Origin of the sequence: Haloplanus salinarum (genome assembly GCF_024498175.1) — an archaeon.
GTDB lineage: Archaea > Halobacteriota > Halobacteria > Halobacteriales > Haloferacaceae > Haloplanus > Haloplanus salinarum.
This window is the reverse complement of record NZ_CP101823.1, coordinates 1,214,781-1,238,813: the sequence shown is the minus strand read 5'-3', so window position 1 is coordinate 1,238,813 and position 24,033 is coordinate 1,214,781. Positions and strand designations below refer to the sequence as shown.

The window sequence follows — 24,033 nt, the reverse complement described above, 5'->3', positions numbered from 1 at the left end:
GGCCGGTCTCAACTTCTGGGCACCATCAGAAGTTGAGACTGGGGCTCTCAATGCATACGCGTTGGAATTGTTGCTCGGAAGAAAACTGAAATGACTCATCAACCGGTCTCATGCAGCGCATTTCTGACCTAGCAACGGTGAGTGATTCCTCCGGGTAGAGAATCTCCCCCTTCGTTTATCGTGACTTCTCACGTACTCGTACGTATGGGAGAACTCGAAACTGAAGCCGAGAAAACGCGGTCCGAAATTGCATCGTACCTCCGCGAACTCGCCGAGCAACTCGACGGCGACGACGCTGTGACGCTCGAACTCGGTGGGCAGCAGGTCCAGTTGGACCCGACGAACCCGGTGACGTTCAAACTGGAAGGCGAGTCGGACTGGTCCGAAGGGGACACCGAGGCAAAACAGAGCATCGAGTTCGAGCTCGTCTGGTGGCGTGAGGCCCAGACGGCAGAAGAAGGGGCGTTGGATATCACTACCGAGGGTCAGTAACACCCATTCTTCCCTCAGTCCATCCTATGTACGACCAGATTCTCTTTCCCACAGATGGGAGCGAGCCAGCAGAATCGGTCCTCGAGTACGCCCTCCAGATAGCCTCCGAGCACGAGGCAACGACCCACGTCCTCAATGTCGTAGACACCAGCCAAGACAGCCCTCCCAGAGTACAAGAGGGTGTGAGTGACGCTCTGGAGCAGGACGGAACTGAGATCGTGAACGAAGCAGCACAGCGCGCGACAGAATACGGTATCGACGTGGTCTCGGAGGTACTCCACGGTGACCCCTACGAGGCGATTGTCGAGTATAGTACGCAGTCAGCCATCGAGTTGATCGTGATGCCGACCCACGGACGGCGTGGATTGCAGCGGTTTCTGCTGGGAAGCGTTACAGAGCGCGTTATCAACACCGCAGACATCCCCGTAATTGCAGTCAACCCCGGGACCCAACCGCTCACCTATCCGTGCCAGGAGCTTCTGGTTCCGACGGACGGCAGCCGTGGTTCGGAACTCGCAGTATCCGAAGGGGTCGCCCTCGCAAACGCAACTGGTGCCACGCTTCACATACTCCACGTTGTCGAGACTGGAAGCCTCGGTCCGGATGCTCGCTCTCTGGTGAAAGATGAGGAACTCACCACCCGAGCGGATGAGATCATCGCAGCCGCCATCGAGACCGCAGAGGCGGCGACGGTCGATAGCGTCGAGAGTGAAATCGAATTCGGTGTCCCGTCGAAAGAAATCCGGAACTACATCGATGCCCACGATATCGACTTTGCGATCCTCGGCACACACGGTAAGACTGATTTCAGCCGATACATGATGGGCGGGGTAAGTGCGAAAATCGTCCGAACGTCGCCAGTTCCGGTGATGTGGGTTCGAGAGCCGGACTCGAGTGGTGGGTGAAACGCCTCTGCTGGTGGGTGACAAACCACTTGAGAGGGATGCACGTAGGGACATACAGTACACATGTACGAGGACATTCTGCTCCCGTTCGATGGAAGCGATGGGGCTGCGGAGGCATTACATCACGCGGCTGAGATCGCACACTGGGCCGACGCCACGATCCACGTTCTGTTCGTCGCGGATACGAGACGCGATAGTGTCACGGTCGTCGAAACCGAGGTTGTTGACGCCCTCGTCCAAGAAGGTGAGGACATCGTTGAGGAAGCAGAAAAGACACTGACCACACTCGGTGTCGACTACGATTCCGACGTCGTCCAGGGACATCCAGCGCCGACAATCGTCGAGTACGCCGAGCAATACGAGTACGACGTGATCGTGATGCCAACCCACGGTCGGGAGGGAGTGTCACGATACCTTCTCGGGAGCGTCACGGAGAAGGTCGTCCGTCTGTCTTCGATCCCGGTCCTCACAGCGCGGATGCAGCCAGACGAACAATTGGTGTTCCCCTACGAGAACATCCTCATACCGACCGACGGAAGTGCTGGTGCGTCCCATGCTGCCGAGCATGGCCTCTCCCTTGCAGCGGCGCTCGATGCGACTGTTCACGTCCTGTCTGTCGTCGACGAGACGTCGCTAGGTCTGGACGTTCGCTCAACGATTTCGGGAGGGGAACGTGAACAGGCAGCGACCGACGCCGTTGACGACCTCGTGTCGGAGGCAGAGACACACGGCGTTTCGAATAGTGTCCGGCACGTCGAACACGGGTCCCCGATCGAGGTGATACTCGATACCATCGACTCGAACGGTATCCACGCCGTCGTGATGGGAACGACAGGGGGACGCGGGAGTGATCGAATCCTTCTCGGGAGCGTCGCCGAGAAGACCGTCCGCTCTGCACCAGTCCCCGTCATCACGGTTGGACAAGGGGAGTAGCGATTCTGTGAGATGGCTCGTGTCTATCGACCCCTGTGCGTACGTAGCTGATTTCAGGCGTGAGCCCTCGTGCTCACAGAGCACCGCAGTGCGCGCCAGCGAACGAGGAACACAGCCGGGTTGAGTGTAGCTTCAACCGTGGACTTGCGAGCAATCAAAATAACAAATTCAGGTCATCTTCCTGAAGCTGTGCAAGATACAGCGCGCGAGTCTTGCACGAAACCCAGATCGACGTTCAAGTGCGAAAACGACGATGGCGGGGAAACCAGATTCAGCTCTTGCCAGTCGTGTAAACGTCGAAGCGAGCACCGCCCGCGTCACTCTCGCCAACCGAGATAGTCCACCCGTGCCCCTCGACGATTTCTTCGACAATCGAGAGACCGAACCCCGTTCCGACTGTGTTCGTCGTATAGCCGTGTTCGAACACTTCTTTACGATCTGGCTCCGGGATACCAGCACCGTCGTCCGCAACGAAGAATCCCGAAACAGATCCCGTCTCGTCAGAGAGCGTACCCACACGAATTGTGACTGGTGGCTCATTGTGTTCGCTGGCATTGCGGAAGAGGTTCTCGAAGACGTGTCGGAGGCGGTCACCATCCGCCTCCACTTTCCCGTCGTCCGAAAGGTCCACTTCAAGTTCGATGTCGTCACTACTGACGGCCACCCAACTGTCGGAGACTACTGTCGCCAGTGAGATCGGTTTGGGGTCATCCACGCTTTCGCCCGCTCGTGACAGGGTCAGCAAGTCGTCGATCATCGTCTCCATCCGGTCAGCGGTGTTCTCGATTGTCTCGACGTGCTCGTCAGGTGCCTCCCCTCGAAGGAGTTCCGCCCGACCCTTGATCACATTCAGTGGGTTCCGCAGGTCGTGACTCACCATGCCGGCAAACTGGTCGAGTTTCTCGTTGGACCGTTCGAGCGTTCGTTTGGTTTCTTCGAGTTCCTGTTCTCGGCGCTTCTGTTCGGTAATGTCACGGATGATGATCGAGCGTCCCAGTGTTGTCTCCTCGGGTGGGCCAAGAGGGATCACTTCGACGGTGTAGTAGCTTCCGTCGAATTCAACAGGTGGCTCATGTCTGGAATCACTGGCAGTAACTGTCCAGTATCGCTCTCTGAACGTGGGGTGGTCCGCAAACAGTTCGTCGATGTGGTCGCCGACAACGGTGTCAGCGTCGTCCACATCGAATAGCTGACGACCCCGCTTGTTGAGATCGATCACTCGATGATCCTTGTCAAGCGTCACCACACTCGCGTCGAACTGGTCGAGAACTGTCTCCCGCCCGATGGGTATCAGATCGAGGAATCCAGTTCGAAGTATCGCCCACGCGATCAGGACTCCAGAGCTCATGAACATGACCGGCGTCAGATTGAATTGGACATACCCGAACTGGAAGGCGAGGTTCCCGACCAAGGGCCCCAAAGCGGAGAGAATGAGCGCTCCCACCTGCACTCTGAACACAGTGGGTGACTGAATCCCCCGCCGAACCAGAAGACCGATTCCGGCAAACAGTAACAGATTCATGTACAGTTGGTTCGCCAGAGCAACGCTGGTGAACTCCCACGCATAGCCCGAAAGAGTACTCGAATCTGGGCCGACTGGCACCCAGAGATACTCCAGATCGATCACCGCGAGAGCGCTGACAACCGCTGGGACGAGTACGACTCCGGTAGAGGTTCGCTTTGAGACCGGATTTTCAATGCCAGTGTATTCGATCACGAGCAAAAAGAACCCAACAGTCGCAAGTCCTGCACCGAGCGGGTTGAACCGAGTGACAACAAAGACAGTTGGCGTTCCACGGACAATTGAGACTGTAAGCTTTACTGACACATAGAGTAGGGCACCTGTAACGAGAACGAAAAGCGGCTTCGCGCCCGGCCTATCTCGGTGCATGGCAGCCTGATACAGTAAAAACAGACCGACTACGAAGGAGAGTAAGAGCAAAGCGCGATACGCAGTCAGCCACGGCACTGGCATAATAGCCCGGACAATTGCATTAGCATAGTCTGTTACGGTTGGAATATCATCTGTGAAAGTCAGATCCAACGCCAGTGAGTCGAGACGTGCTGACTTCACCCTCTGTATCGGTCACGCTCTTACTGACAGCTATCGGGCAGTTTGTTGATTCCGTGCTGAATAGAGAGCACATATTCAGCAAGTCTACTGTACTCTGGGGAGATCGGTACCTATTCGATATTCTGCCAAATGCTTATTCGGTTTCCCCACCTCCTTCAAACAATGAGTCTATTCAAGAAAGCCGGAAAGACGTTCGAGGAAGCGAAACAGACGTTCGTAGAGGGGGAGGAGGCCGAGTACGTCTGCCGATCCTGTGAGGAGCCAGTAGCTGACAACTATGAGTACTGTCCCCACTGCGGCGAAGAGACGGTTGAACCAGTAGAGTGACCTTCTGGCCCGGAACTTCCCGTCGTTGGGTATCGATCGATCTGTTCATCCCCTCTTAACGCCTGTTTCGGTCATCGTAGTCGGAATATCCAATCGGATTTTGCTGACTAGATCCTCTACATCTGGCACAGCAGTTCCTGATAGAAACCGGATGAGATGGTTCCCTATCACCGGTCAGAGCCTTGCCCGAACAGTTGAGGTTCTTCGCGTCCTATTGGTAGTAGAAACCCGTGTCATCTACAACAAACAACTACGATATCGTGGTCTGGGGAGCCACAGGATTCGCTGGCCAACTCGTCGCCGAACATCTCACCAGTCACTACCCCGCTGCTGAACTGTCTGTTGCTCTTGGTGGTCGAAATGCATCCAAGCTCCGCCGACTCGCAGAAGGGCTTGCAAATGAGTCTGATCGAGAGGAGATCGCCATTGTCGTGGGTGATGCCACCAAACCGGCGAGCCTCCGTGAGATGGCCGGCCAAACAAAGGTCGTCTGTACGACAGTCGGGCCCTACACAACATACGGGACACCACTCGTCGAAGCCTGCATTGAGGCTGGAACCGACTACTGTGATCTCACCGGGGAGATTAACTGGGTTCGAGAAATGATCGACCGCTATCACGACGATGCTGTGGCTGCCGACGTGAAAATCGTCCACAGCTGTGGGTTCGATTCGATCCCATCCGACCTCGGAGTCAAACTGCTGCAATCGTACGCTACCGAGGAGTTTGGAGACTCTTGTGAGTTCGTTCGTATCTATCTCGAAGATGGAGAGGGTGGGGTGAGTGGCGGCACCTTAGCCAGTGCGGCCGAATTATTCGAAGCCGCCGCAACTGATCCGATTGCCCGAGAAACATTATCGAATCCGTACTCGTTGGCTCCACCGGGCGAACGCTACGGTGTCGATACAGGCGAACAACGACGACCACAGCGAGATTCCATCCGCTCGATATGGACGGCTCCCTCGCCGATGGCAGCCGTCAACGAACGGGTAATCCGACGGAGCAATGCCCTCTTGGAGTATCCGTGGGGCCGAGAGTTTCGGTGTACAGAGGTTATCCCAACCAGTTCTGGGATCGGCGGTGCCGCAGCAGCTGGCGGGATCGCACTCGGCTTGGGTGTCGGAACCGCTGCGATGAAGAGTCGGCTGCTTCGGCGTGGATTGCGTCGGTTCGTGTTCCCTGAGCCGGGCACAGGGCCCTCGGAAGCGGAGATTAAATCAGGTCACTTCTTGATTCGTGTCATCGGCCGAGGGACAACGACCGATGGGCCGTTCACTGTCGTAAGTGAGATCAGAGCCGAACTGGATCCTGGCTATGGCGCAACCGCCCGGATGCTCGGAGAGGCTGGGATGTGCTTGCTGCGAGGTGAGACGGAATCACCGCTAGACGGTGGCATTCTGACGCCCGCTTCGGGGATTGGTGATCCACTCGGTGATCGACTTCGGGATGTTGGCTTCACCGTGACCGCTGGTGCGTGGCAATGAGCAACACATCATGGCGATGACTCTCGGGAGCTAATCGTGGTCTTCAACCGCTTGCCGAAAAGCCGTGAGGACTAATTCTGCACACTGGAGCCTGCTGGGTGTCAACTCCATTCTAACACGTTCTTCGATGTATTCGTTATCCCACTCGATGATCTCAGAAACAGCGGTACCAACCATCTGTTCGGACAACAACGAAGCACCAGCTTGAGATAATGTACATCCATCTCCTGTAAAGCGAACGGCCTCGACAATGTTTCCTTCGTCGCTAAGAGCGACCTGAAGGGAGACACGGTCGCCATCGGGATGAGTTGGGCCGATACACTGCGGGTTCGTCATTTCGGCTTCGATATCAGGTGATTGGAGTTCACCGTAATTCCGTGGATTCCGTGAGTGATCCCCGAGCATCTCTTGAACGAGTTTGTCGTCCATGTCTCTCTGCAAGATCTACAAGATCAAGATTGCTCGGGAAATTGTTATCGGTTGAGTGCCTAACGAGATTTCTTCGGTCGCCGGTTGGAACTTGAGGAAGGTGCGTCTCCAGACCGTGAGCGTGTCTGGTTCCGCAAACACGGCGGTAATACTAGTGACCATCTATGATCCTCAACTCTTTGACTCAGAGCCAACAAGCCCAGATATCGGTACTTCCCAACCGGCGTAATCAACTGAATTGAATCGCCGATGTGATCACGGGAAAGTGTCTGGATCTGGATGTGTTCAAGATCCCCGATCCAGACGGGTACCTTTCGGCCTCGGACGTCAAAGACGTAGCGGAAGAAGTCATTGCTCCGCTCCCCTTGCCGGAGGTCAAGGAGGGCCCCCTCGTCCCCGGCGACATCTGGCTCGTCGTCATCTTGGCCTGTGTTAACCAGACCTCAATCTGGGAAACGTGCAAAGACACCGACGGAACACCCTGTGACGACACGACTCTCACGTATCTTCACACTCTTGACCGTGACTGGCTCGAAGTCTTTGCCAACCTTCTGCTTGGACGCCTCACCATGACGATTCTCGACCCGCCGGTCGAGAATCGTCTCTATCGACTTCATCGACATACCCCATCACGGCGATCACTACGCCGAGGAAGGCGAACTCTGCTCGATGGTTCCCAAAGACGGTACGACGACTTGCCACCGCTACTGTACAACCTATGTCGTCTCCAACGAGAAGCCGGTGACACTGGGGGTGCTGGCTGCGAGTCTGGGACCGCTGACGGGGTTCGTGATTGCCAACATCTTCGTGCTGGGCGGGGTGTTGCAACTCGTCCCGATCGGCCACGACGTGATTGCTGACGCAGTGCTCATTGCCCGCCAGCAGTAGCGTTCCAAGGAATGATCGAAGAATGATACCCGGGCCGACCGATCCACGAATCCACTAATGTACGACACCATCCTACTCCCGACAGACGGCAGCGAGGCGACGACCGACGCCGCACGCGTTCAGCCATGCCGAACGGTACGACGCCACGATACACGTCCTCTCAGTCGTCGAACTCTCCAGCGGGCTCGGAACCGCCGGGCGCGACGAAGAGAAACTCGACCGCCGGAAGCGCGAGCGGGCGGCAACAGCCGAACAGCTCGTCAAGGAGCACGCCCCCGAGGGCGTGGACGCGACCGTCGCCGTCGAGTTCGGAAGCCCCACCCGGGTCATCACGGAGTACGCGACAGAGATCGGGGCCGACCTCGCGGTCATGAGCACCCGCGCCCGGGGTGGCGCCGGGCGAGTCATCTTCGGCAGTGTCACCGAGCAAGTCATCCAGGCCGGCGATACACCCGTCCTGGCGGTCCAGCGCTGACGCCACTTGGAGTATTGTAACCGGCCGGGAACTGGACGCTCCCTGACCGGCTACGGAGGCTCGATTTCACGAGGAGACACTCTTAGTTCCTACGAGACTCGCGATCAGAGGACGCGCAGCCGGTAGCCCTCGGCGGCCGACTCGTCGGTGACGCGCCCCGTCTCGACGGCTGCTGTCAGGACCTCCGAGACGAACTCCTTCGGCACGCGAACGCCGATGAAGTCGTCCCCTTCCCGGGCCGTCGTCAGCCGTGCCATCGTCTTCTCGGTCCCATCATCGTTGTAGATGCTGCCGACTTTCTCGCCGTCGCGACGGAAGCGGAGTGTCACGTCAGTGGGTTCGATCGTCTCGAAGTTCACCTCGAACACGAACTCGTCGTCTTCGATTCGGGCGAGCAGGAGACCGGCGTGTTCGGTGACTGTCGTTCGCATGCACCCCGTTGTGGTGTTATGGCCTTACGCGTTTGTTCTCACACGGGGACGGCTTCGTCGTGCCGAGCGGGCGTCCCTCTCGACCACCGCTAGGAAGAGTTACCCATGTAATCAAAAACCGCCCGGATATCAAAATACCGACCATTAATCCACTTCCGAGTGCTAGCTCACCTATGAGTGAATCAACTGACGAACCGACAGGAGTAGCACGAGAACTGGACGAGAGCGGCCTCGGCCCCGGGGCGATGGCAGCAATGGGCTCCGTTGCGCTCGCTCTGTACTACTACTACGTCCGTGGTGAAAAACAGCGAGGGCAGTTCGTCGGGCTGTGGCCGGCGACGATACTTGGTCTCGCCGTCTACCTCAAGCTGGACCAGATGAAACAGATGTTACAAGACACCGGGAACTGAGGGCGAGGTGCCTCTGGCGACCCACAGTGCTTCGGGCCGAGGTGATGGTGTTTTGGCTGTCGACCTCCTGTAACACGTAATGAGTGAACTCCCAGAAACCCTGGCGGGCGTGTCCGACGTCGACTGTACCGGACTCCAGGCCCTGGTCACGGGATCGACGAGCGGAATCGGTCGCGCCGCCGCGCTGTCGCTCGGCCGACTCGGCGCGGACGTCGTCGTCCACGGCCGGGACCCACAGGCCGGCGCGGAAGTGGTCGAGGAACTCTCCCGGACTGGCGCCGACGCGACGTTTGTCCAGGCAGACTTCGCGAATCTTGAGGCGGTCCAAGATCTCGCGAGCGCTGTGCGCGAAGAGACCGAGGGGATCGACCTCCTCGTCAACAACGCCGGCGGGCTGTTCCGGAACGGGGGGCTGACCGACGCTGGCGTCGAGTACACCTTCCACATCAACCACCTGTCACCATACCTGCTGACGGCTGACCTGCTTGATCACCTCCGCGAGGGCGCCCGGATCGTCACGACTGCCTCCGACGCTCACAAGGGGGTCTCGCTGGATCTGGACCGGGTCCGGGGCGCCGATCGATACACCGGATTCAAAACATACAGCCACTCGAAACTCGCGAACATCCTCTTCGCCACGGAACTCGCCAGAAGACTCGACGCAACCGATCGCAGGGTCACCTCCAACAGTATCCATCCGGGCGCGATTCCGGGGAGTGGGTTCAGTCGGTTCCTCCCTGGACCGCTCCCAGGCCTGTTCCAGCGACTTGAAGCGGTCCCCGGGGTGACGTCTGTCGTCGACGGGGCCGCAGAAATCCTGTTCGTCGCCGTCTCGCCACGCGCTGCGGAGGTATCCGGGCGGTACTTCACGAACCAGAAGCCGCGCACCCCCTCCGAGGCCGCCCGGGATAGCGAGGCTTCCCGGCGGCTCTGGTCGGAGAGTGCAACGCTACTCGGCATCGACGAGCCACTGGCGGAACGCGACCGACAGCCCGTCGCGGCCGGCGATGGGACGACCCCGGGTGACGTCTGACTCCCCCAGCATGAGTCACGACCGTATTCACGCACGGGAGCCCGCTCACCACCGTGATCGGTGGTCGGTCGGGACGATCGCGTCGGTCGCAGAGCGAGACGGCCACTGTGTCGTCACGGTCACCCCCGAGGAGGGCAAGACGATAGACCTCGTCGTCACGCTCGCCGTTCGCGACCTGTTCGTGAGTCGGCTGGATATCGACGAGGAGGAGTCACCCGTCGGCGAGCGTGTCTGGTACCGGAAACACGGCGGTCACACGTCCCAGTCATAGACCTGGGATGCGTTTCTCGCGATCACATCCAAGCCTTTCCGACCGTCTCTGTTGTTGACGCAGGTTACAATCTGACGACGCAATCCCTGATACGGTGAATCGCGTTCGCTATCATATACAGCGTATCTTCAACCAATCATTGACTAGGCTGTTGACCCGCCCCTCGGATTTGAGCACGGGTGTTGATATCCTGAAAAAGAACCTCTAGAAGGGCGCGGCCGGGGCTCCATCGTCTTCTCCGCCGCTTTCCCCGGTGTCGGTTGTTTCTCCAGGGAATGACGGGCTCTTGCCGTCGTGGCCACTCCCGCCACCACCGCCGGTATTAGCGTGAACGGTCTCTATTTCGGCAATCTCGTTCACCATCCGTTTCTTGATTGCCTGGATCGTCATCGGAGAGATACCGCACCCGCTGCACGCACCCCCCAGCTGGATGGACACCTCGCCGCTTTCCCGGTCAAGGTTCTGGATCGCTGCCGATCCCCCGTGCATTTCGATTTGTGGGAAGTTCTTCTGTAGGAAAGTCACGATTTCCTCGCGCAGGTCCTCCTCACTTTTCGCTTCGGAACTCATACCCCTCTGTTTCGACTCTGGCCGTATAACTCTGAATTAACATGATTTTTGAGTTATTCCAAAGTGACATCAGCAGCGGTATAATTGGGTGCCCTGACTCTCGAGTGGCCAGGGGAGGAGGTGTAATCCCTGCCAGGTCCGGGCATTGAATCTTTTATTCTTCCGCCCGTCGATCCAGTGATGACCGAATTCGACCCGGAGAAATTCGAAGACAAATACGTCCATTACTTCGAAGAACTGGAGACGGCATACTCGAATGCGTACCAGCAACTCCACGGACAGGCCGACTCAGAGGTTCTTCGCGCCATCGACCGACAAGTGCTCAACGAGAGTGAACCGGTCTACGAGGGCGATGGACAATTCCGCATCACCTTACCTGACGATATTGAAGAGCGGAAACAGACCTTGCCCGGCGACGAGGAGACCTTTGATTCCCTTCTCACGGAGTTTGTCGACCGGATCGAAACTGAATTGCGCCAGATCTTCGGATTTGAAGAGTAAGCGCGGGGCGGGATCCCTTGATCTGGAGGGTGGATCAAAAAATAGTCGCCACGAATACAGCGGTAGTGATATCGTTGCGCTCTCGCCCTCTGCGCTACTGAGTTGCGTTATATCTGATCGCTCCGCTTGCGTGTCGCTTCTCCGATGGCAGCATTCGCTGAACAAGCAGGACACGCATACACTACGCCTGTCTCATCGCCAAACACTCGTCTGAACCGATCCGAAACGTGCTCTCCGCAGGTGCTGCATTCTGGCATGGTGTTATCAATACGGAAGGCGTCCAATGCTGGACCTGGGAGTGTCGTCGTCTACGTGATTCAGAACACCCGCAATGCTGATCAGAGCGTCTGCGTACCCACGATAGTTCGACACGACACCGGTTGGGACAGCGGGTGAACGGTGAACCGACGTGTCAGTATCTGTCATCGCTCAGTGGAACTCCCGGACGAGGTCAATCGCGTCGTCCGGGGCGCCGTCGGGGATGTCGGCCATGTTCTCGGTGAGTCCTTCGCGCTGTTCCCAGGGGGTGGAGTTCTCGTCTCGGTAAATGATGCCCTGCTACTCCTTGTCGGATTTGAAGTATGTGAATCTGACATCTGAGATCGTGTTGCTATCCTCTCCGCCACTCGATACTGACAGCTGGAGTCTCTGTCGCATTATTTCTCATTCCGGGTCACCAGTCGCTCAAATGACTGCTTGTCATCACTTCGATTGTTTGGGTGTATTGGGATCTACTCGTTCGATTCCTGCCTCAGCGAGTTCGGTTTCCACTGCCGGGGGAAGCGTTTCGAGTGTCTCGTCTACTTGTGGAGCAACTGATATACCGTCGACTCTCAGTGCCACTAACTTTCCACGATTGCCCTGTGCGGCGACCTCGAATTCGAACGGGCGATCTCGTTCGTCGAGCGCATACACCCAGACTTTCGAGAGGCCGTTTGCGCTCTCCCAGTGAGCGCTGTTGAGGACGCTGAGACTCCCTGCAGGGGGAACACACGGCGAGCCACACGCCTGGCACTGGCCGGGATGTGGCGAGGTGCCAACGTACTCGTAGTCGGTTCCACACCGGTAACACTGTAATGTCAGAATCATCGTCAGCGCTCATCCACCCCGAGTTCGGAGCCTCCCAGCACGTCCCGGGTCAACGTCGATGGCGTCGACAGGGCAGACATCGACACAGAGCATACAGTCGATGCACTGGTCCTCGTAGGTGGGATCGGCCTTGATTTCGGACTCGGGGTGGCCAGGGGTATCGGTCCACTCGAACACGTCGACGGGGCAGTCCTCCAGACAGGCCCCGTCCGCGATACAGATGTCGAAATCCACTGCGACGTGGGTTCCGTGGATGCCCTGTTCGTCCTCCCTTGGTTCCTCGCCATCTGTCGTCCATACCCGGTGGTCCTCGTGCCGGTCAACTTCCTCGTGGGAGTTCTCGAAATTCGGATCGATAGCCATCGAGATATCCTCTCGTACGTTGTGTAGCGTTCAGCCGACCTGGTCACTACCCGAGCGATCCCTCCATCTCGAGTTCGATGAGCCGGTTCATTTCGACCGCGTACTCGATGGGCAGTTCCTCCGTGAGCGGTTCGATGAAGCCAGCGACAATCATCTGCTTGGCGTCGTCGTCGTCCAGCCCACGTGATTCGAGGTAGAAGACGTCCTCGTCGCCGATCTTCCCGACCGTCGCCTCGTGGGCGACGTCGACCTTGTTCTCCTGGATCTCCATGTACGGCATCGTGTCCGATGTCGACTCGTTGTCGAACATCAGGGCGTCACACTCCACGCTGGTCGAGGAGTTCTCGGCGCCGTCGGCCATGTGGACCAGCCCGCGGTAGTTGGTGCGGCCGCCGTCTTTCGAGATGGACTTGGACTCGATAGTCGACTTCGTGTCAGGCGCGTTGTGGTAGACCTTCGCGCCGGTGTCGATGTTCTGTCCTTCGCCAGCCATGGCGATGGTGATGTGGTTGTCCGTCGCGCCGGGGCCCTTGAGGATGGTCGACGGGTACAGCATCGTGGCTTTCGAGCCCATCGACCCCGACACCCACTCCATTGTGGCGTCCTTTTCGGCGAGGGCGCGTTTGGTGTTGAGGTTGTAGGTGTTCTTCGACCAGTTTTGGACCGTCGAGTACTGGACGTGGGCGTTCTCCTTGACGAACACTTCGACGCCACCGCTGTGCAGATTGAACGCCGAGTACTTCGGCGCGGAACAGCCCTCGATGTAGTGAACTTCGGAGTTCTCCTCGGCGACGATGAGGGTGTGCTCGAACTGACCCATCCCCTCGGAGTTCATCCGGAAGTACGCCTGCACGGGCATGTCGACGTTCGTGTCCTCGGGGACGTAGACGAACGAGCCGCCCGACCAGATCGCACCGTGTAGCGCCGCGAACTTGTTGTCGCTGGGCGGGACGGCCTTGGTCATGAAGTACTCCTTGACAATGTCTTCATGCTCTTGGACGGCCTTGTCCATGTCACAGAAGATGACGCCCTTGTCCTCCCAGCGCTCTTGCATGTTCTGGTAGACGATCTCGGACTCGTACTGGGCGCCGACGCCCGAGAGGGCGTTCTTCTCCGCCTCGGGAATGCCCAGTTTGTCGAAGGTGTCCTGAATCTCCTCGGGAAGGTCTTCCCAGTTCTCGGCGCCGCCGCGCGTCTCGATGTCCGGGCGAATGTAGGGGACGATTTCGTCGATGTCGACCTCGCTCAGGTCAGGCTGACCGGGCCAGTCGGTTGGCATCGGCATCTCCTGGAACTGCTTCAACGCTCGCAGCCGGCGCTGGAGCATCCACTCGGGCTCGTCTTTGTCTTCCGAGATCAGGCGGATGGTCTCCTCGGTGAGCCCTTTCTCAGCCTCGAAGGCCGACTTCTCCTCCTTCTTGAACTCGAAGCGAGCTTCGGTATCGGTGTCCTGAAGATGGTCTTGTTCTGAACTCATGAACTTACGTTGAGACTCTGGGCCCATAAGTTTGATTCATAACTATCTTTGATAGCCATCTTTACGAATAATCTCCCAATCTCTAATTCTGAGTATTCAAATTGGTAATCGATTTTTGCTATATAAAAACTTACTATCGCACAGGCTCAAAAGCGGCATATGGTATCATTATTCACCGCTCGTCAGTCCAGGAAGCAGTCTGATAGCCGACCTCTGCTCAGAGCCGGTATACCCAGTTCGTCTGCTACTTTCCGGAGTTGCCGGGCTTGGGATATCCGCTTGTCCCGCCGGCAGCGACGCTCCCGCTCTGTTATCGGGGGGAGCTGAACGTGACTGGGTCATTTACTACGCCAAGGGTTCGCGAAGAGGGCTCTCCCGAGGAACACGGTGAGACGGCCGAAGAAGAGCAGAATGACCTGTCGGCCAAAACGTGCCCGGAGTGCAGTGGACGCATCGTCCACGACGAGGCACAAGCCGAAACCCACTGTCAAGACTGTGGTCGCGTACTCGAATCAGATCAGATTGACCGCGGACCTGAATGGCGTGCGTTCGATTCGCGCGAAAAGAATGACAAGTCGCGGGTCGGAGCCCCCCAAACCCAGCAATTACACGATGGCGGCCTGTCGACGGTTATCGACTGGCGAGACGAAGACGCGTATGGACGGTCGCTCTCGTCTCGTCAGCGAAAGAAAATGCGACGTCTTCGGAAATGGGACGAGAGGTTTCGGACGAAAAACAATCGGGAACGGAATCTAAAGCAGGCGCTGGGGGAGATCAACCGGATGGCCTCCGCGCTTGGATGTCCCGATCCGATCAGGGAAACGACGAGTGTGTTGTATCGGCAGGCACTGGAAAAGGACATGCTCCGGGGCCGGTCGATCGAGGGAATGGCAACAGCAGCCCTCTACGCCGGGTCACGTCTGGAGAATGCGCCCCGGACACTCGATGAAGTTACTGCCGTGAGTCGTGTCGATAAAATCGAGATCGAGCGCACCTATCGCTATCTGGCAGATGAACTGGAGCTCGAAATGGCCCCGACGGATCCCGAAGCATACATTGCCCGGTTCGCTTCCCAGCTGGAGTGTCCCGATGAAACGGAACGTCGAAGTCGGGAACTGACTCAAGCTGCAGTCGAAGCGGGTGTTCACAGTGGGCGAAACCCAGTCGGGATTGCAGCATCAGCGCTATATGCAGCTGCCAAACTCACAAATCAAGACGTCATCCAGGACGATCTGGCCGAAATCGCTAACGTGAGCAAGGTCACGATTCGGAACCGGTACACGGAAATTCTTGAAGCGGCAGACGAGGTGTCAAGTGGGTGAATAGATCTAAGCGGAAAGCAGTCCTCTTCTGTTCGTCATGTGGGCACGAAAGCCCCATTGAAGGCGATTGGAACGTTCCTTCTGATGGTGGCCAGTACCGGCTCGAATGCCCAGACTGTGGAGCTCGACTATTCGCCGTTAGCTAAAGTACTGTGAGGGTGCAGCCTGTATCTTAACAGTCTTGAGCCTCTACTGGTAGATAATGAGAGAAACCGATCCGGATCACTCTGAAGGAACGGTGTATGTGTGCCGAGAGTGTGGAACCGGTGTTAAAAACGCGGGGCAGGGAAACAAGTGTCCCGATTGTGGTGGCCCAATGCGAAACACAGCTGTCCCGCATGACTAATCGTTCATTATTCTGAACAGTACATCATAGCCAGTTGACTCAAACGAACGCTCGTGACTCCGCCGATCAAGTGGAACCCACCGGGATCAAGGGCTTTATCCGATGAAATCAGGCATCTAAACAAGACCCAGAGAGTGTATGCAGCAAACACTCCGAACAAGAATTACTGATCGCTGACCACTAATTGCAGACGGTATGTGAGTCTCAGTGCGAGTCCCGTCCGGACGAGTGCGGTCAAACGTCGTGCTCGTTACTCGCGTTTATCTTTCCAAGTGACAGTGCGCCCCCACGTCGTCGCCTTGCCCCACAGGCCCGAGCGCATACACTCCAGCTCGACGATCTGGCTGTTGTCGACGAACAGGTTCACCTCGGGGCCGAAGTTCTTGATGTACCACTCGAACATCTCCGGTCCTGGAGCCTCGAACACCAGATTCTCCGTGCCGAGTTCGTTGGCGATCCGGTAGGCGACGTCGGTGCGCCACTCTTCGACCTCTTCGGTAATCCCTTCAGCCTCGACCATCAGCAAGTCCGCGCCTGCGTCGAGGTGCTTTCGCCCCTCCTCGATTGCCTGTTCGGGGTCCTGCTGGCCTTGACGCTCCAGTTCCTCGGGATCAGAGGCACCGCCCGCGCCGAACTGGACATTGATTTCGGGTTTCGGTTCGATATCGTACTCCTCATCTGCCACCTCGGTCAGGCGGACGATGTCGTCGCTACCCATTGCGAGGAATCCACTGGAGATCTCGACGACGTCGAACCCAAGGCGCTCGGCTTCCTCAAAGTACTCGTGGATCTTGTCGTTGTCCCGCACGAGGACGTTCTCGATGTACCCTCCAGTGGAGACCTTCACGTCGTGTTCGTGGCAGATGTCGATGAGGTCTGTGACGGCGTCCTCGGGCATCAGCGCGAACGACCCGCCGGAGAACTTGTAGATGTCGACGTACTGGCCCATCGTCTCTAGGATATCCCGTAGCTCCCGAGGGCCCATCGGATCGTAGTAGGGCCCCCGAATCTCCGTGATGCCCCTCTCGCGTGGCTTCTCCTCCCTCTCGTTGTGGTGCAGGAACTCGAAGGTGCGCTCAACCATCGTTCATACGGACATTCGTCCGCTTGGCACTTAGAGACAGCGTCAGAAGGGAAGCGGACTGCCGTTGCCACGTATGGCCAGGACCTATGCCAGCAATCCTACGAGGTCGTCGAGGTCGGTCGATTCGAGATCTCGCACCGTTTCGACGACCTCCGTGCGACGGCGCTCGTCGAACTGGCTCGCCGTAGCATGGAACTTCGCCTCGACCTGGTCCCAGTCCATCGGCTGCGTGGGATGGCCCTGGAAGGCATTCTTTTCGACGACGTGCGTGGTGCCGTCGGTCATCGTGATCTCGATGCGCGCAGGCATCTCGCCGCCCTCGAACTGTTCGGTGAACGTGCTGTCCTCCTCGACTTCGACCGTCCGTAGCAGCCGCTGGACATCGTCGGCCCGGATGCGCTCAGCCTCGTACTGCTCGTTGCCCATCTCCCGGTCGATGAGCGCGGCCGCGAGCATGTAGGGCAGCGAGTGGTCGGCTTGGGCCTTCGTCTCGACTGCGTATCGGTCGCCCTCGCCACCGCCGATAATGAGAGCCGCGCCCCCGAACGTGTCCAGGTGGATAGAGTCGACCCGCCCGTGGTCGATGTCCTCGGCCTCGGCGAGTTCGATGATGCCCTCGACGGCCGACTGCGCGTAGGTCTCGGCGACGTATCGCTTGGTCATTACGTCGTGGACCCGCGAGCAAGCGGGGTCGAGATCGACCGTGAAATCGCCGCTGATGACCTGCTTCCAGCCCTTCTGGCCCTCGAAGAGGTTCTTCGGCCCTTCCATGCCCTCCTGCGCGAGTAGGCAGGCGTACGTCGCATTGCGTGCGGCGTTTGCAGACGCGATGCCTTTCCACTCGTTGATACCGCCGGTTCGGGTGACCCGGAGAGCGTTGTGGGCGGTACCCGCGATGCCAATGGCGTTCCTCGTCGCCTCAACGTCGAGGTTCAGCATCTTCGCGACGCCGCAGGCGGCCGAGATGACGGTGTGGGTCACGTGGTCGAATCCTTCATCCCGGACCGGCGCATTCCAAGCGAGTTCCCCTTGGACCTCGTAGGCCACGCCGATGCCTTCCAGCAGTTCCTCCCCTGTGGCGCCGGCCTCCTCTCCAGCGGCGACGATGGCACCGATGTTGTCGCTGGGGTGGGGCGTCTCTCCAGGCGCCAGAAACGAGTCCATGAAGTCGAGGTACCGGGTGAGAGCAGTGTTATGCATCGCGGCACCGACCGGCGAAGCTGACTCGCTGCGCCCCCATAACGTACAGCTGGTGCCTGGATTCGCCCGGCGGCAGATGTCGTAGACGTCTTCGACCGGTTCATGACCCAGCGCGGCGATGCCGATTCCGAGGGAATCCAGTGTGCGTTTCTTTAGCTCTTCGCGTGTGTTCTCCGAGAAGTCCTCGTGGGAGACGGCGTCGACGAACGCGGCGAGTTCTTCGGTAGTTGTCATGGACGTGTGAGTACGAATCCCAAACGGAAATCGCTTGGCCGTCCTTGTTAACGGACGTCCGTAGTCGGCATCAGTAGCTCTTACCCCTCCCTGTGTCATACAACGGTCATCACGCTACGGAGGATGAAAACCGAAGCGGGAGCCGCCGACGCCGTCGTGCATGATCGCGCGATATCACGCCCGTCGGCTGCTCACGCGTCGTAGGCGTGGCTTTCGAGCGTCTCCAGATCCACGGAATCCAGCACTGCCTCGTTGGTCGCTTCGAGAACAACGGGTGGGACGGTCGTCTCCGGGAGGCCTTCGGCTCGCGTGGCTTCAAGCGCTTCGATCCACCGTCCGAGACAGAGACACCAGCGATCGCCAGGGGAAAGCCCGGGAAACTCTAACTCCGGACGCGGCGTCACAAGGTCGTTGCCCTGCGCTTTGCTGAACGACAGAAATTCGTCGGTCATGACCGCACAGAGCTCGTGTCTGCCTCGATCGTTGGGATGGGTTCCACAGCAGCCATCGCGATCGAAGCCAGTCCTCGGATCAGTGCTACAGGTGGCAAGTTCCTCGCCGACGACGTTTCGTTCGGGCATACCGATAGAGCGTGATCCATGGCCAAAAGCCTCCCCGTCCGGGATCGTTCCTGTGACGCTCCTCCTACCCCATCTGCCTCGTGTCATACTTAGGCGTGCAAAGCTAAGTGACGGGCTCAGGTTTGCACGTTGAGTGATTTACATTCATTTCGTAGAAATACACACGAGAGGTAGTCTTGTGGTGGATCACAAAAATCGGTGGACCAGTGAATCGGTCTTCACTGGACTGGGCTTCGCGTAGATCGTGGCTCTTGCAGAGGGAGCCAGCGTGCGATAGACTCTTGCAATCCTATGAGAAGGCCGCTCTGTGTACCATTTTCGGATACTTCAATGTGAGATATTCAATTTGCCAAGCTGAGTTTCAGGAAAGAGAAAATATGCCACCGTCCGTGACGAACACGACAAACCGTACGAACGTAATATACACCCAAATCGACCGAATTCGTGACCTTCGTACTCGTTATGCCTGTACGCTCATCTGTAGAAGCGTATACCTGTACTTGCCGATCCGTTATCTGGAGTGTCTCGGAAGCTCACAGGTGCGATCAGACCACCGGTTTTCCGCAGGTACCGACTTCTTCAGATGAGCGTTCGTAGTATTAACTGAATGCGAATGGACAGCGTTCATTGTTCCCCACTCCCAACCTCGTGATACTCACTCTATGGCAACAGAGCACTTCTCCCACGATCCAGCGGCCGACGAACGGGCCGACTACGACTACCAGGGCCAGCGGGTCGAACGGCCGGGGCTCGTCGACGATCTCAAGGACCTCGCGGGCGACGTTCGCTTCGACGAGTACTCGCGGCAGATGTACGCGACGGACGCGAGTGCCTACGAGGTGACGCCGATCGGCGTGGTCTTCCCTACTTCGACCGACGACGTCGCGGCCGTCGTCGACTACTGCGCCGACCGCGAGATTCCGGTCCTCCCGCGGGGCGGCGGGACGAGCCTCGCCGGACAGGCCGTCAACGAGGCTGTCGTTCTCGACTTCACCCGGCACATGAACGGGGTGACGTCGATCGATCCGGAAGGGCGTACGGCGACCGCGGAGCCCGGCGTCCTCCTCGGCGAACTCGACGCCGAACTCAAGGAGTACGACCTGAAGTTCGCGCCGGACCCCGCGTGGGGCGATAAGAGCGCGCTCGGGGGCGCCATTGGGAACAACTCGACGGGCGCACACTCGCTGAAGTACGGGAAGACCGACGCCTATGTCGAGGAGATCGAAGCCATCCTCGCGGACGGCACCGTGACGACGTTCGGCGAGATTGCCGTCGACGACCTCCACGATGCGGCCGACCCCGACGCGGACGATCTCCTCGCGCGCATCTACGCCGAGGTCGTCCGTATCCTCGACGGGGAGGCCGGCGAGATCGAGAAAGAGTACCCCGACCTGAAGCGCAACGTCTCGGGCTACAACCTCGACGTGCTCGTCGGGGAAGCCCGCGACGGCGACACGGTCAACCTCGCCCGCCTGCTCGCCGGCTCGGAGGGGACGCTCGCGATCGTCACCGAGGCGACCGTCTCGCTCGAACCCATCCCGAACACGAAGTCGGTCGCGCTGCTCACCTACGAAGGGCTCGTCGACGCCGTTTCGGACGTCGCGCCGATCGTCGAGAACCACGACCCAGCCGCCGTCGAACTCGTCGACGACACACTCATCGACCTCGCGTCCGACACCTCCGAGTTCGAGGATGTCGTCGAGAAACTTCCCGGGGGAACCCGATCGGCGCTCCTCGTCGAGTTCTACGCCGAGGACGATGATGACGGGCGGAAACAGGTCGCGGACCTGCTCGCCGACCGCGTCCCCTCGGAGGGTGGGGACGCCGACACCGTCATCGACGCCGATGTCGACCGGTACGCCTTCGACGCGCTCGAGGCCCACGACGAGGAGACGCGGGCGCAACTCTGGAAGCTCCGGAAGTCCGGGCTCCCGATCCTGAAGAGCCGGACGACCGACCGAAAACACGTCTCGTTCATCGAAGACTGTGCAGTCCCGCCGGTGCGTCTCCCCGAATACGTCGAGGGCTTTCGCGACATCCTCGACGACCACGACACCTTCGCGTCGTTCTACGCACACGCCGGACCGGGCGTCCTCCACGTCCGTCCGCTCCTCAATCTCAAGGACGGGGCGGATGTCGAAGCGATGGAGGACATCGCCGACCGCGTCACCGACCTCGTCGTCGAACTCGGCGGCAGTGTCTCGGGCGAGCACGGCGACGGCCGCGCCCGCTCGCAGTGGAACGAGAAGCTCTACGGTGAGGAGCTCTGGGGGACGTTCCGTGCGCTGAAGACCGCCTTCGACCCAGGCTGGCTTCTCAACCCCGGGCAGGTCTGTGGGGTCGACCCGTCCGAGACCGGCGGTGACGGCCCGCCTCAGCGCGCGGCGACTGTTTCGACGACCGAGAATCTCCGGTACGGTTCGGAGTACGACTTCGAGGCAGACTTCGAGCCCGAACTCGAGTGGCGCAACGACAACGGATTCCAGGGGATGGCCGAGCTCTGCCACGGTTGTGGGGGATGCCGCGGCGAGCAGGAGACGACGGGCGACGTGATGTGCCCGACCTACCGCGCCTCCAAGGAGGAAATCACGAGCACTCGCGGGCGCGCGAACCTGCTCCGGCAGGCGATGAGCGGCGATCTCCCCGAGGACGAGCAGTTCGACGTCGAGTTCATGCACGAGGTGATGGACCTCTGTATCGGCTGCAAGGGCTGTGCGAACGACTGCCCGAGCGAGGTCGACATGGCGAAGATGAAGGCCGAGATCACCCACGAGCACCACCAGCGCGAGGGCGCCTCGCTGCGCGATAGACTCTTTGCGAACGTCGACACGCTGGCGGAGATCGGCAGTCGCACCGCCCCGATCTCCAACTGGGCGACAAAGATATCGGGTGCCCGCGAACTGCTGGAGGAGACGGTCGGCATCGCGGCCGACCGGACGCTCCCCACCTTCAGGTCGGAGACGTTCCAAGACTGGTGGGAGGACCGCGGCGGCGCCCAGGTCTCGAAGTCCGAAGCCGAGCGCGAGGTCGTCTTCTTCGCGGACACCTACACGAACTACAGCGACCCCGAGGTGGGGGAAGCCGCGGTCCGTGTGCTTGAGGCGGCCGGCGTCCACGTGGCGGTCGCCGAGCGCACGGACAGCGGTCGCCCCGCCCACTCGAAGGGTTTCCTCGAGAAGTCCCGCAAGACCGCGAAGGCGAACGTCCGCGAACTCGCGCCGAAAGTCGAAGACGGCAAGGAGGTCGTGCTGGTCGAGCCCTCGGACGCGGTGATGTTCCAGTCGGACTACCTCGACCTCCTCGACAGCGAGGCGGCGAAGACGCTCGCCGGGAACGCCTACGGCGTCTGCGAGTACCTCGACACCTTCCGTCTCGATGAGAACGTCGACTGGGACACCCCGGACGCCTCGTTCGCCTACCACGGCCACTGCCACCAGAAGGCGACCAAGAAGGACCACCACGCGGTCGGCGTGCTCCGACGCGCGGGCTACGATATCGATCCACTCGACTCGGGGTGTTGCGGCATGGCCGGCTCGTTCGGCTACGAGGCCGAGCACAAGTCCATGAGCGACGCCATCGCCGCGATCCTCTACGACCAAATCGACGACTCGCCCGCCGCCCGCGTCGTCGCGCCCGGCACGTCCTGTCGCACCCAGCTCGGCGACCGCGACGGCCGCAGCGAAGAGCCGCCGACGCCGGTCGAGGTGCTCGCGCGGGTTGCGTCGGTGTGAACACCGGGGTCGCCCGAGTCGAGCGACCGCGACCGTCATTCAATCACCGCCACTATCAAACAGCATCACGTACTTCCTCCGCGAGGTCGGGATGGTGTTCGTCAAGAATTTCGACATCGGTCGCTAATCGCTGGATTTTCTCGCATCCCTGTCGTCAACGAAGCTGGTAACCTGACCGGTATCGTCTCGCTTGATGATCTCGTCGCCGTCATCGGCGAGCAGCTCGAGGAGGTCTCGGGAGCGATCGAGTTTCAATCGCCGGAATACAGTCCATAATTCGGGGATATAACACTGTCCGGTTTCGCGACCCTCACCGCTACGACGAGATCCAAATGCCCGGGGATATCAGGCAGACTCGTTCCGGTTTCATATCGGGGTCCCGCGCACCTATGATGGGGCAGCGGGGCTCCGAGCGTTCGTGCGACCGCCTCAGTGGCCCGAAATCCGCACCACGTACGGCTACAACGGTGCTGTGCGAGAACTTGCTGTGCAAGCTCCTGATGTACACGAGGAAGGCACGATCATCGTGGACGGCCGATTCCAGCCGTATGATGCTACGCTGCCCAGCGAACTACATTGCGGGTTCGAGGTACAAGCTTCACAGTCAGGGCCGCTCGGCCGGAGGGTACGCGCCGATGGGCGCGAAACGTTCGACGTATCCGTGCTTGACCTCCCGGAAGGGATTACAACGGCACAGCAGCGGAGATCCCCACCGGCCACAAGCAGTCGACCGGTGGACCATAGCCTTCGCTACAATCCACGATGCCATCACCCCGACGTGGAACCATGCGTCTTTAGCTAACTGAAGAACCGCCGGACAGCACGGTCTATCGAGGCTTCTTTTCGAGAGCGCTCATCTGTAGAAGTCAGTACTTAGAATTTGTTCGAACCAGTTGTCGGTGTTGAGAATCCAGCCCAAGAAATTCAGATAGCCCTGTAAGTGGTGTTTTGAGACGCCTCGGAACCTTCGCAACCAGTTGCGAAGCTGTCCCGTTTCGAGTATTTAAAACCCGGCGGTGAGTTCTACCGGGTACAGTTGAGAGACGTATTCAAAAGCGGTTGCAGCGACTGCAACAAGAAGAAAACGAGTTAGAGCGTTCCCTTTCGACGACGGATGATCAGCTCGCGGACTCGTGCTTCATGGTCAATATCGCCATGGAAGTACGCGGTCAGAATCGCCTCAACAACCTCTGAACGGCTTGCTTGGAGATCAACGCACTGCTCGGTTAGCTCGTCCAGTTCCTCGACGAATTCATCCGAAATGGACACGCCAAATTCCGTGTTTGACATCGCTTAGGAGCCTGTCTGAAAAACATCGCCAGACGGCGCGGTTGAGAGCAAACTAGATTTCCAGTTATATCGTAAATTCTAATTAGCTCTAAC

Annotated in this window: 25 protein-coding genes and 4 pseudogenes; 16 read left to right on the top strand and 13 right to left on the bottom strand. The window is 59.0% G+C overall.

The genetic code is table 11. The features are described 5' to 3' along the window. Positions 1-204: 204 nt before the first annotated feature. From NO364_RS06515 to NO364_RS06505, 3 genes are all read left to right on the top strand, one after another. A complete protein-coding gene (locus NO364_RS06515) occupies positions 205-492 on the top strand; it encodes an amphi-Trp domain-containing protein (protein ID WP_114450663.1) in 288 nt (95 codons plus the stop codon). 26 nt (positions 493-518) lie between these two features. Beyond that, the gene (locus NO364_RS06510) at positions 519-1,397 is read left to right on the top strand and encodes a universal stress protein (RefSeq protein WP_251330849.1); all 879 of its coding nucleotides are present in this window, start codon (positions 519-521) and stop codon (positions 1,395-1,397) included. A 63-nt stretch (positions 1,398-1,460) separates the two neighbouring features. Further along, entirely contained in the window at positions 1,461-2,330 is an 870-nt protein-coding gene (locus tag NO364_RS06505; protein WP_257628833.1) for a universal stress protein, read from the top strand. A gap of 271 nt (positions 2,331-2,601) precedes the next feature. On the opposite strand, the gene NO364_RS06500 is transcribed toward NO364_RS06505, so the two are convergent. Further along, the gene (locus NO364_RS06500; protein ID WP_257628832.1) at positions 2,602-4,374 is read right to left on the bottom strand and encodes a histidine kinase N-terminal 7TM domain-containing protein; all 1,773 of its coding nucleotides are present in this window, start codon (positions 4,372-4,374) and stop codon (positions 2,602-2,604) included. A 192-nt stretch (positions 4,375-4,566) separates the two neighbouring features. On the opposite strand from NO364_RS06500, the gene NO364_RS06495 reads away from it, so the two are divergent. Both NO364_RS06495 and NO364_RS06490 read left to right on the top strand, forming a co-directional pair. Continuing rightward, entirely contained in the window at positions 4,567-4,731 is a 165-nt protein-coding gene (locus tag NO364_RS06495; protein ID WP_157688174.1) for a hypothetical protein, read from the top strand. A gap of 230 nt (positions 4,732-4,961) precedes the next feature. After that, positions 4,962-6,215: a saccharopine dehydrogenase family protein gene (locus NO364_RS06490; RefSeq protein ID WP_251330854.1), complete on the top strand. Its 1,254-nt coding sequence runs from the start codon at positions 4,962-4,964 to the stop codon at positions 6,213-6,215. A gap of 30 nt (positions 6,216-6,245) precedes the next feature. Here NO364_RS06490 and NO364_RS06485 read toward each other — a convergent pair whose 3' ends face one another. Continuing rightward, entirely contained in the window at positions 6,246-6,644 is a 399-nt protein-coding gene (locus tag NO364_RS06485) for an iron-sulfur cluster assembly scaffold protein (RefSeq protein ID WP_251330855.1), read from the bottom strand. 281 nt (positions 6,645-6,925) lie between these two features. Between NO364_RS06485 and NO364_RS06480 the strand changes: the two are divergent. Together NO364_RS06480 and NO364_RS06475 are read left to right on the top strand one after the other, a co-directional pair. Further along, a pseudogene (locus NO364_RS06480) lies at positions 6,926-7,400 on the top strand (ISH3 family transposase); the annotation flags it as partial. Between the two features lie 280 nt (positions 7,401-7,680). Next, positions 7,681-8,007, top strand: a complete 327-nt coding sequence (locus tag NO364_RS06475) for a universal stress protein (RefSeq protein ID WP_251331368.1) — start codon at positions 7,681-7,683, stop codon at positions 8,005-8,007. 104 nt (positions 8,008-8,111) lie between these two features. Here the strand turns inward: NO364_RS06475 and NO364_RS06470 are convergent, their stop codons facing one another. Continuing rightward, positions 8,112-8,438: a hypothetical protein gene (locus NO364_RS06470; RefSeq protein WP_251330856.1), complete on the bottom strand. Its 327-nt coding sequence runs from the start codon at positions 8,436-8,438 to the stop codon at positions 8,112-8,114. 173 nt (positions 8,439-8,611) lie between these two features. On the opposite strand from NO364_RS06470, the gene NO364_RS06465 reads away from it, so the two are divergent. The 3 genes from NO364_RS06465 to NO364_RS06455 all read left to right on the top strand — a co-directional run bounded on the left by NO364_RS06465 (position 8,612) and on the right by NO364_RS06455 (position 10,152). After that, the gene (locus NO364_RS06465) at positions 8,612-8,848 is read left to right on the top strand and encodes a hypothetical protein (protein ID WP_251330857.1); all 237 of its coding nucleotides are present in this window, start codon (positions 8,612-8,614) and stop codon (positions 8,846-8,848) included. 79 nt (positions 8,849-8,927) lie between these two features. After that, entirely contained in the window at positions 8,928-9,881 is a 954-nt protein-coding gene (locus tag NO364_RS06460) for an SDR family NAD(P)-dependent oxidoreductase (protein ID WP_251330858.1), read from the top strand. A 10-nt stretch (positions 9,882-9,891) separates the two neighbouring features. Beyond that, positions 9,892-10,152, top strand: a complete 261-nt coding sequence (locus NO364_RS06455) for a DUF7861 family protein (RefSeq protein WP_251330859.1) — start codon at positions 9,892-9,894, stop codon at positions 10,150-10,152. 204 nt (positions 10,153-10,356) lie between these two features. On the opposite strand, the gene NO364_RS06450 is transcribed toward NO364_RS06455, so the two are convergent. Beyond that, complete coding sequence (locus tag NO364_RS06450) at positions 10,357-10,722, bottom strand: NifU family protein (protein WP_257628831.1); 366 nt, start codon at positions 10,720-10,722, stop codon at positions 10,357-10,359. A 180-nt stretch (positions 10,723-10,902) separates the two neighbouring features. On the opposite strand from NO364_RS06450, the gene NO364_RS06445 reads away from it, so the two are divergent. Next, positions 10,903-11,223 (top strand): DUF5783 family protein, encoded by a 321-nt coding sequence (locus NO364_RS06445; protein ID WP_420191837.1) that lies wholly within the window; start codon positions 10,903-10,905, stop codon positions 11,221-11,223. Between the two features lie 107 nt (positions 11,224-11,330). Here the strand turns inward: NO364_RS06445 and NO364_RS18290 are convergent, their stop codons facing one another. The 4 genes and pseudogenes from NO364_RS18290 to sufB form a co-directional block, all read right to left on the bottom strand. Next, entirely contained in the window at positions 11,331-11,480 is a 150-nt protein-coding gene (locus NO364_RS18290; RefSeq protein WP_420191864.1) for a DUF7563 family protein, read from the bottom strand. Positions 11,481-11,652: 172 nt separating this feature from the next. Beyond that, positions 11,653-11,781: pseudogene (locus tag NO364_RS06440) on the bottom strand (2-oxoacid:ferredoxin oxidoreductase subunit beta); the annotation flags it as partial. Between the two features lie 540 nt (positions 11,782-12,321). Next, positions 12,322-12,675, bottom strand: coding sequence for a 4Fe-4S dicluster domain-containing protein (locus tag NO364_RS06435; protein WP_257628829.1), 354 nt, complete (start codon positions 12,673-12,675; stop codon positions 12,322-12,324). 46 nt (positions 12,676-12,721) lie between these two features. Next, on the bottom strand, positions 12,722-14,152 hold the full coding sequence (gene sufB / locus NO364_RS06430; protein ID WP_251330863.1) for a Fe-S cluster assembly protein SufB: 1,431 nt from the start codon (positions 14,150-14,152) through the stop codon (positions 12,722-12,724). A 329-nt stretch (positions 14,153-14,481) separates the two neighbouring features. Here sufB and NO364_RS06425 point away from each other — a divergent pair, with 329 nt between their 5' ends. The 3 genes from NO364_RS06425 to NO364_RS06420 are packed head-to-tail and all read left to right on the top strand — an operon-like array spanning position 14,482 to position 15,820. Beyond that, positions 14,482-15,474 carry a transcription initiation factor IIB gene (locus NO364_RS06425; RefSeq protein WP_257628828.1) on the top strand — a complete coding sequence of 331 codons (993 nt, stop codon included), beginning with the start codon at positions 14,482-14,484 and terminating at the stop codon, positions 15,472-15,474. After that, positions 15,471-15,620 carry a DUF8106 domain-containing protein gene (locus tag NO364_RS18435; RefSeq protein ID WP_474509145.1) on the top strand — a complete coding sequence of 50 codons (150 nt, stop codon included), beginning with the start codon at positions 15,471-15,473 and terminating at the stop codon, positions 15,618-15,620. Before NO364_RS06425 ends, NO364_RS18435 begins: the two co-directional genes overlap by 4 nt. 56 nt (positions 15,621-15,676) lie before the next feature. Next, positions 15,677-15,820 (top strand): rubrerythrin-like domain-containing protein, encoded by a 144-nt coding sequence (locus tag NO364_RS06420; protein ID WP_251330865.1) that lies wholly within the window; start codon positions 15,677-15,679, stop codon positions 15,818-15,820. Between the two features lie 250 nt (positions 15,821-16,070). Here the strand turns inward: NO364_RS06420 and NO364_RS06415 are convergent, their stop codons facing one another. From NO364_RS06415 to NO364_RS06405, 3 genes are all read right to left on the bottom strand, one after another. Then, on the bottom strand, positions 16,071-16,904 hold the full coding sequence (locus NO364_RS06415) for a phosphosulfolactate synthase (protein ID WP_251330866.1): 834 nt from the start codon (positions 16,902-16,904) through the stop codon (positions 16,071-16,073). Positions 16,905-16,988: 84 nt separating this feature from the next. Next, positions 16,989-18,338, bottom strand: coding sequence for an MmgE/PrpD family protein (locus tag NO364_RS06410; RefSeq protein WP_251330867.1), 1,350 nt, complete (start codon positions 18,336-18,338; stop codon positions 16,989-16,991). A gap of 191 nt (positions 18,339-18,529) precedes the next feature. After that, positions 18,530-18,919 carry a DUF2237 family protein gene (locus tag NO364_RS06405; protein WP_251330868.1) on the bottom strand — a complete coding sequence of 130 codons (390 nt, stop codon included), beginning with the start codon at positions 18,917-18,919 and terminating at the stop codon, positions 18,530-18,532. A gap of 662 nt (positions 18,920-19,581) precedes the next feature. Between NO364_RS06405 and NO364_RS06400 the strand changes: the two genes are divergently transcribed. Further along, a complete protein-coding gene (locus tag NO364_RS06400; RefSeq protein WP_257628827.1) occupies positions 19,582-22,650 on the top strand; it encodes an FAD-binding and (Fe-S)-binding domain-containing protein in 3,069 nt (1,022 codons plus the stop codon). Positions 22,651-22,791: 141 nt separating this feature from the next. Next, positions 22,792-22,926: pseudogene (locus tag NO364_RS18285) on the top strand (CBS domain-containing protein); the annotation flags it as partial. Positions 22,927-23,503: 577 nt separating this feature from the next. On the opposite strand, the pseudogene NO364_RS06390 reads toward NO364_RS18285, so the two are convergent. Both NO364_RS06390 and NO364_RS06385 read right to left on the bottom strand, forming a co-directional pair. Continuing rightward, positions 23,504-23,635: pseudogene (locus NO364_RS06390) on the bottom strand (IS1595-like element ISHti5 family transposase); the annotation flags it as partial. Between the two features lie 104 nt (positions 23,636-23,739). Continuing rightward, positions 23,740-23,940, bottom strand: a complete 201-nt coding sequence (locus NO364_RS06385; RefSeq protein WP_257628826.1) for a hypothetical protein — start codon at positions 23,938-23,940, stop codon at positions 23,740-23,742. Positions 23,941-24,033: the final 93 nt, after the last annotated feature.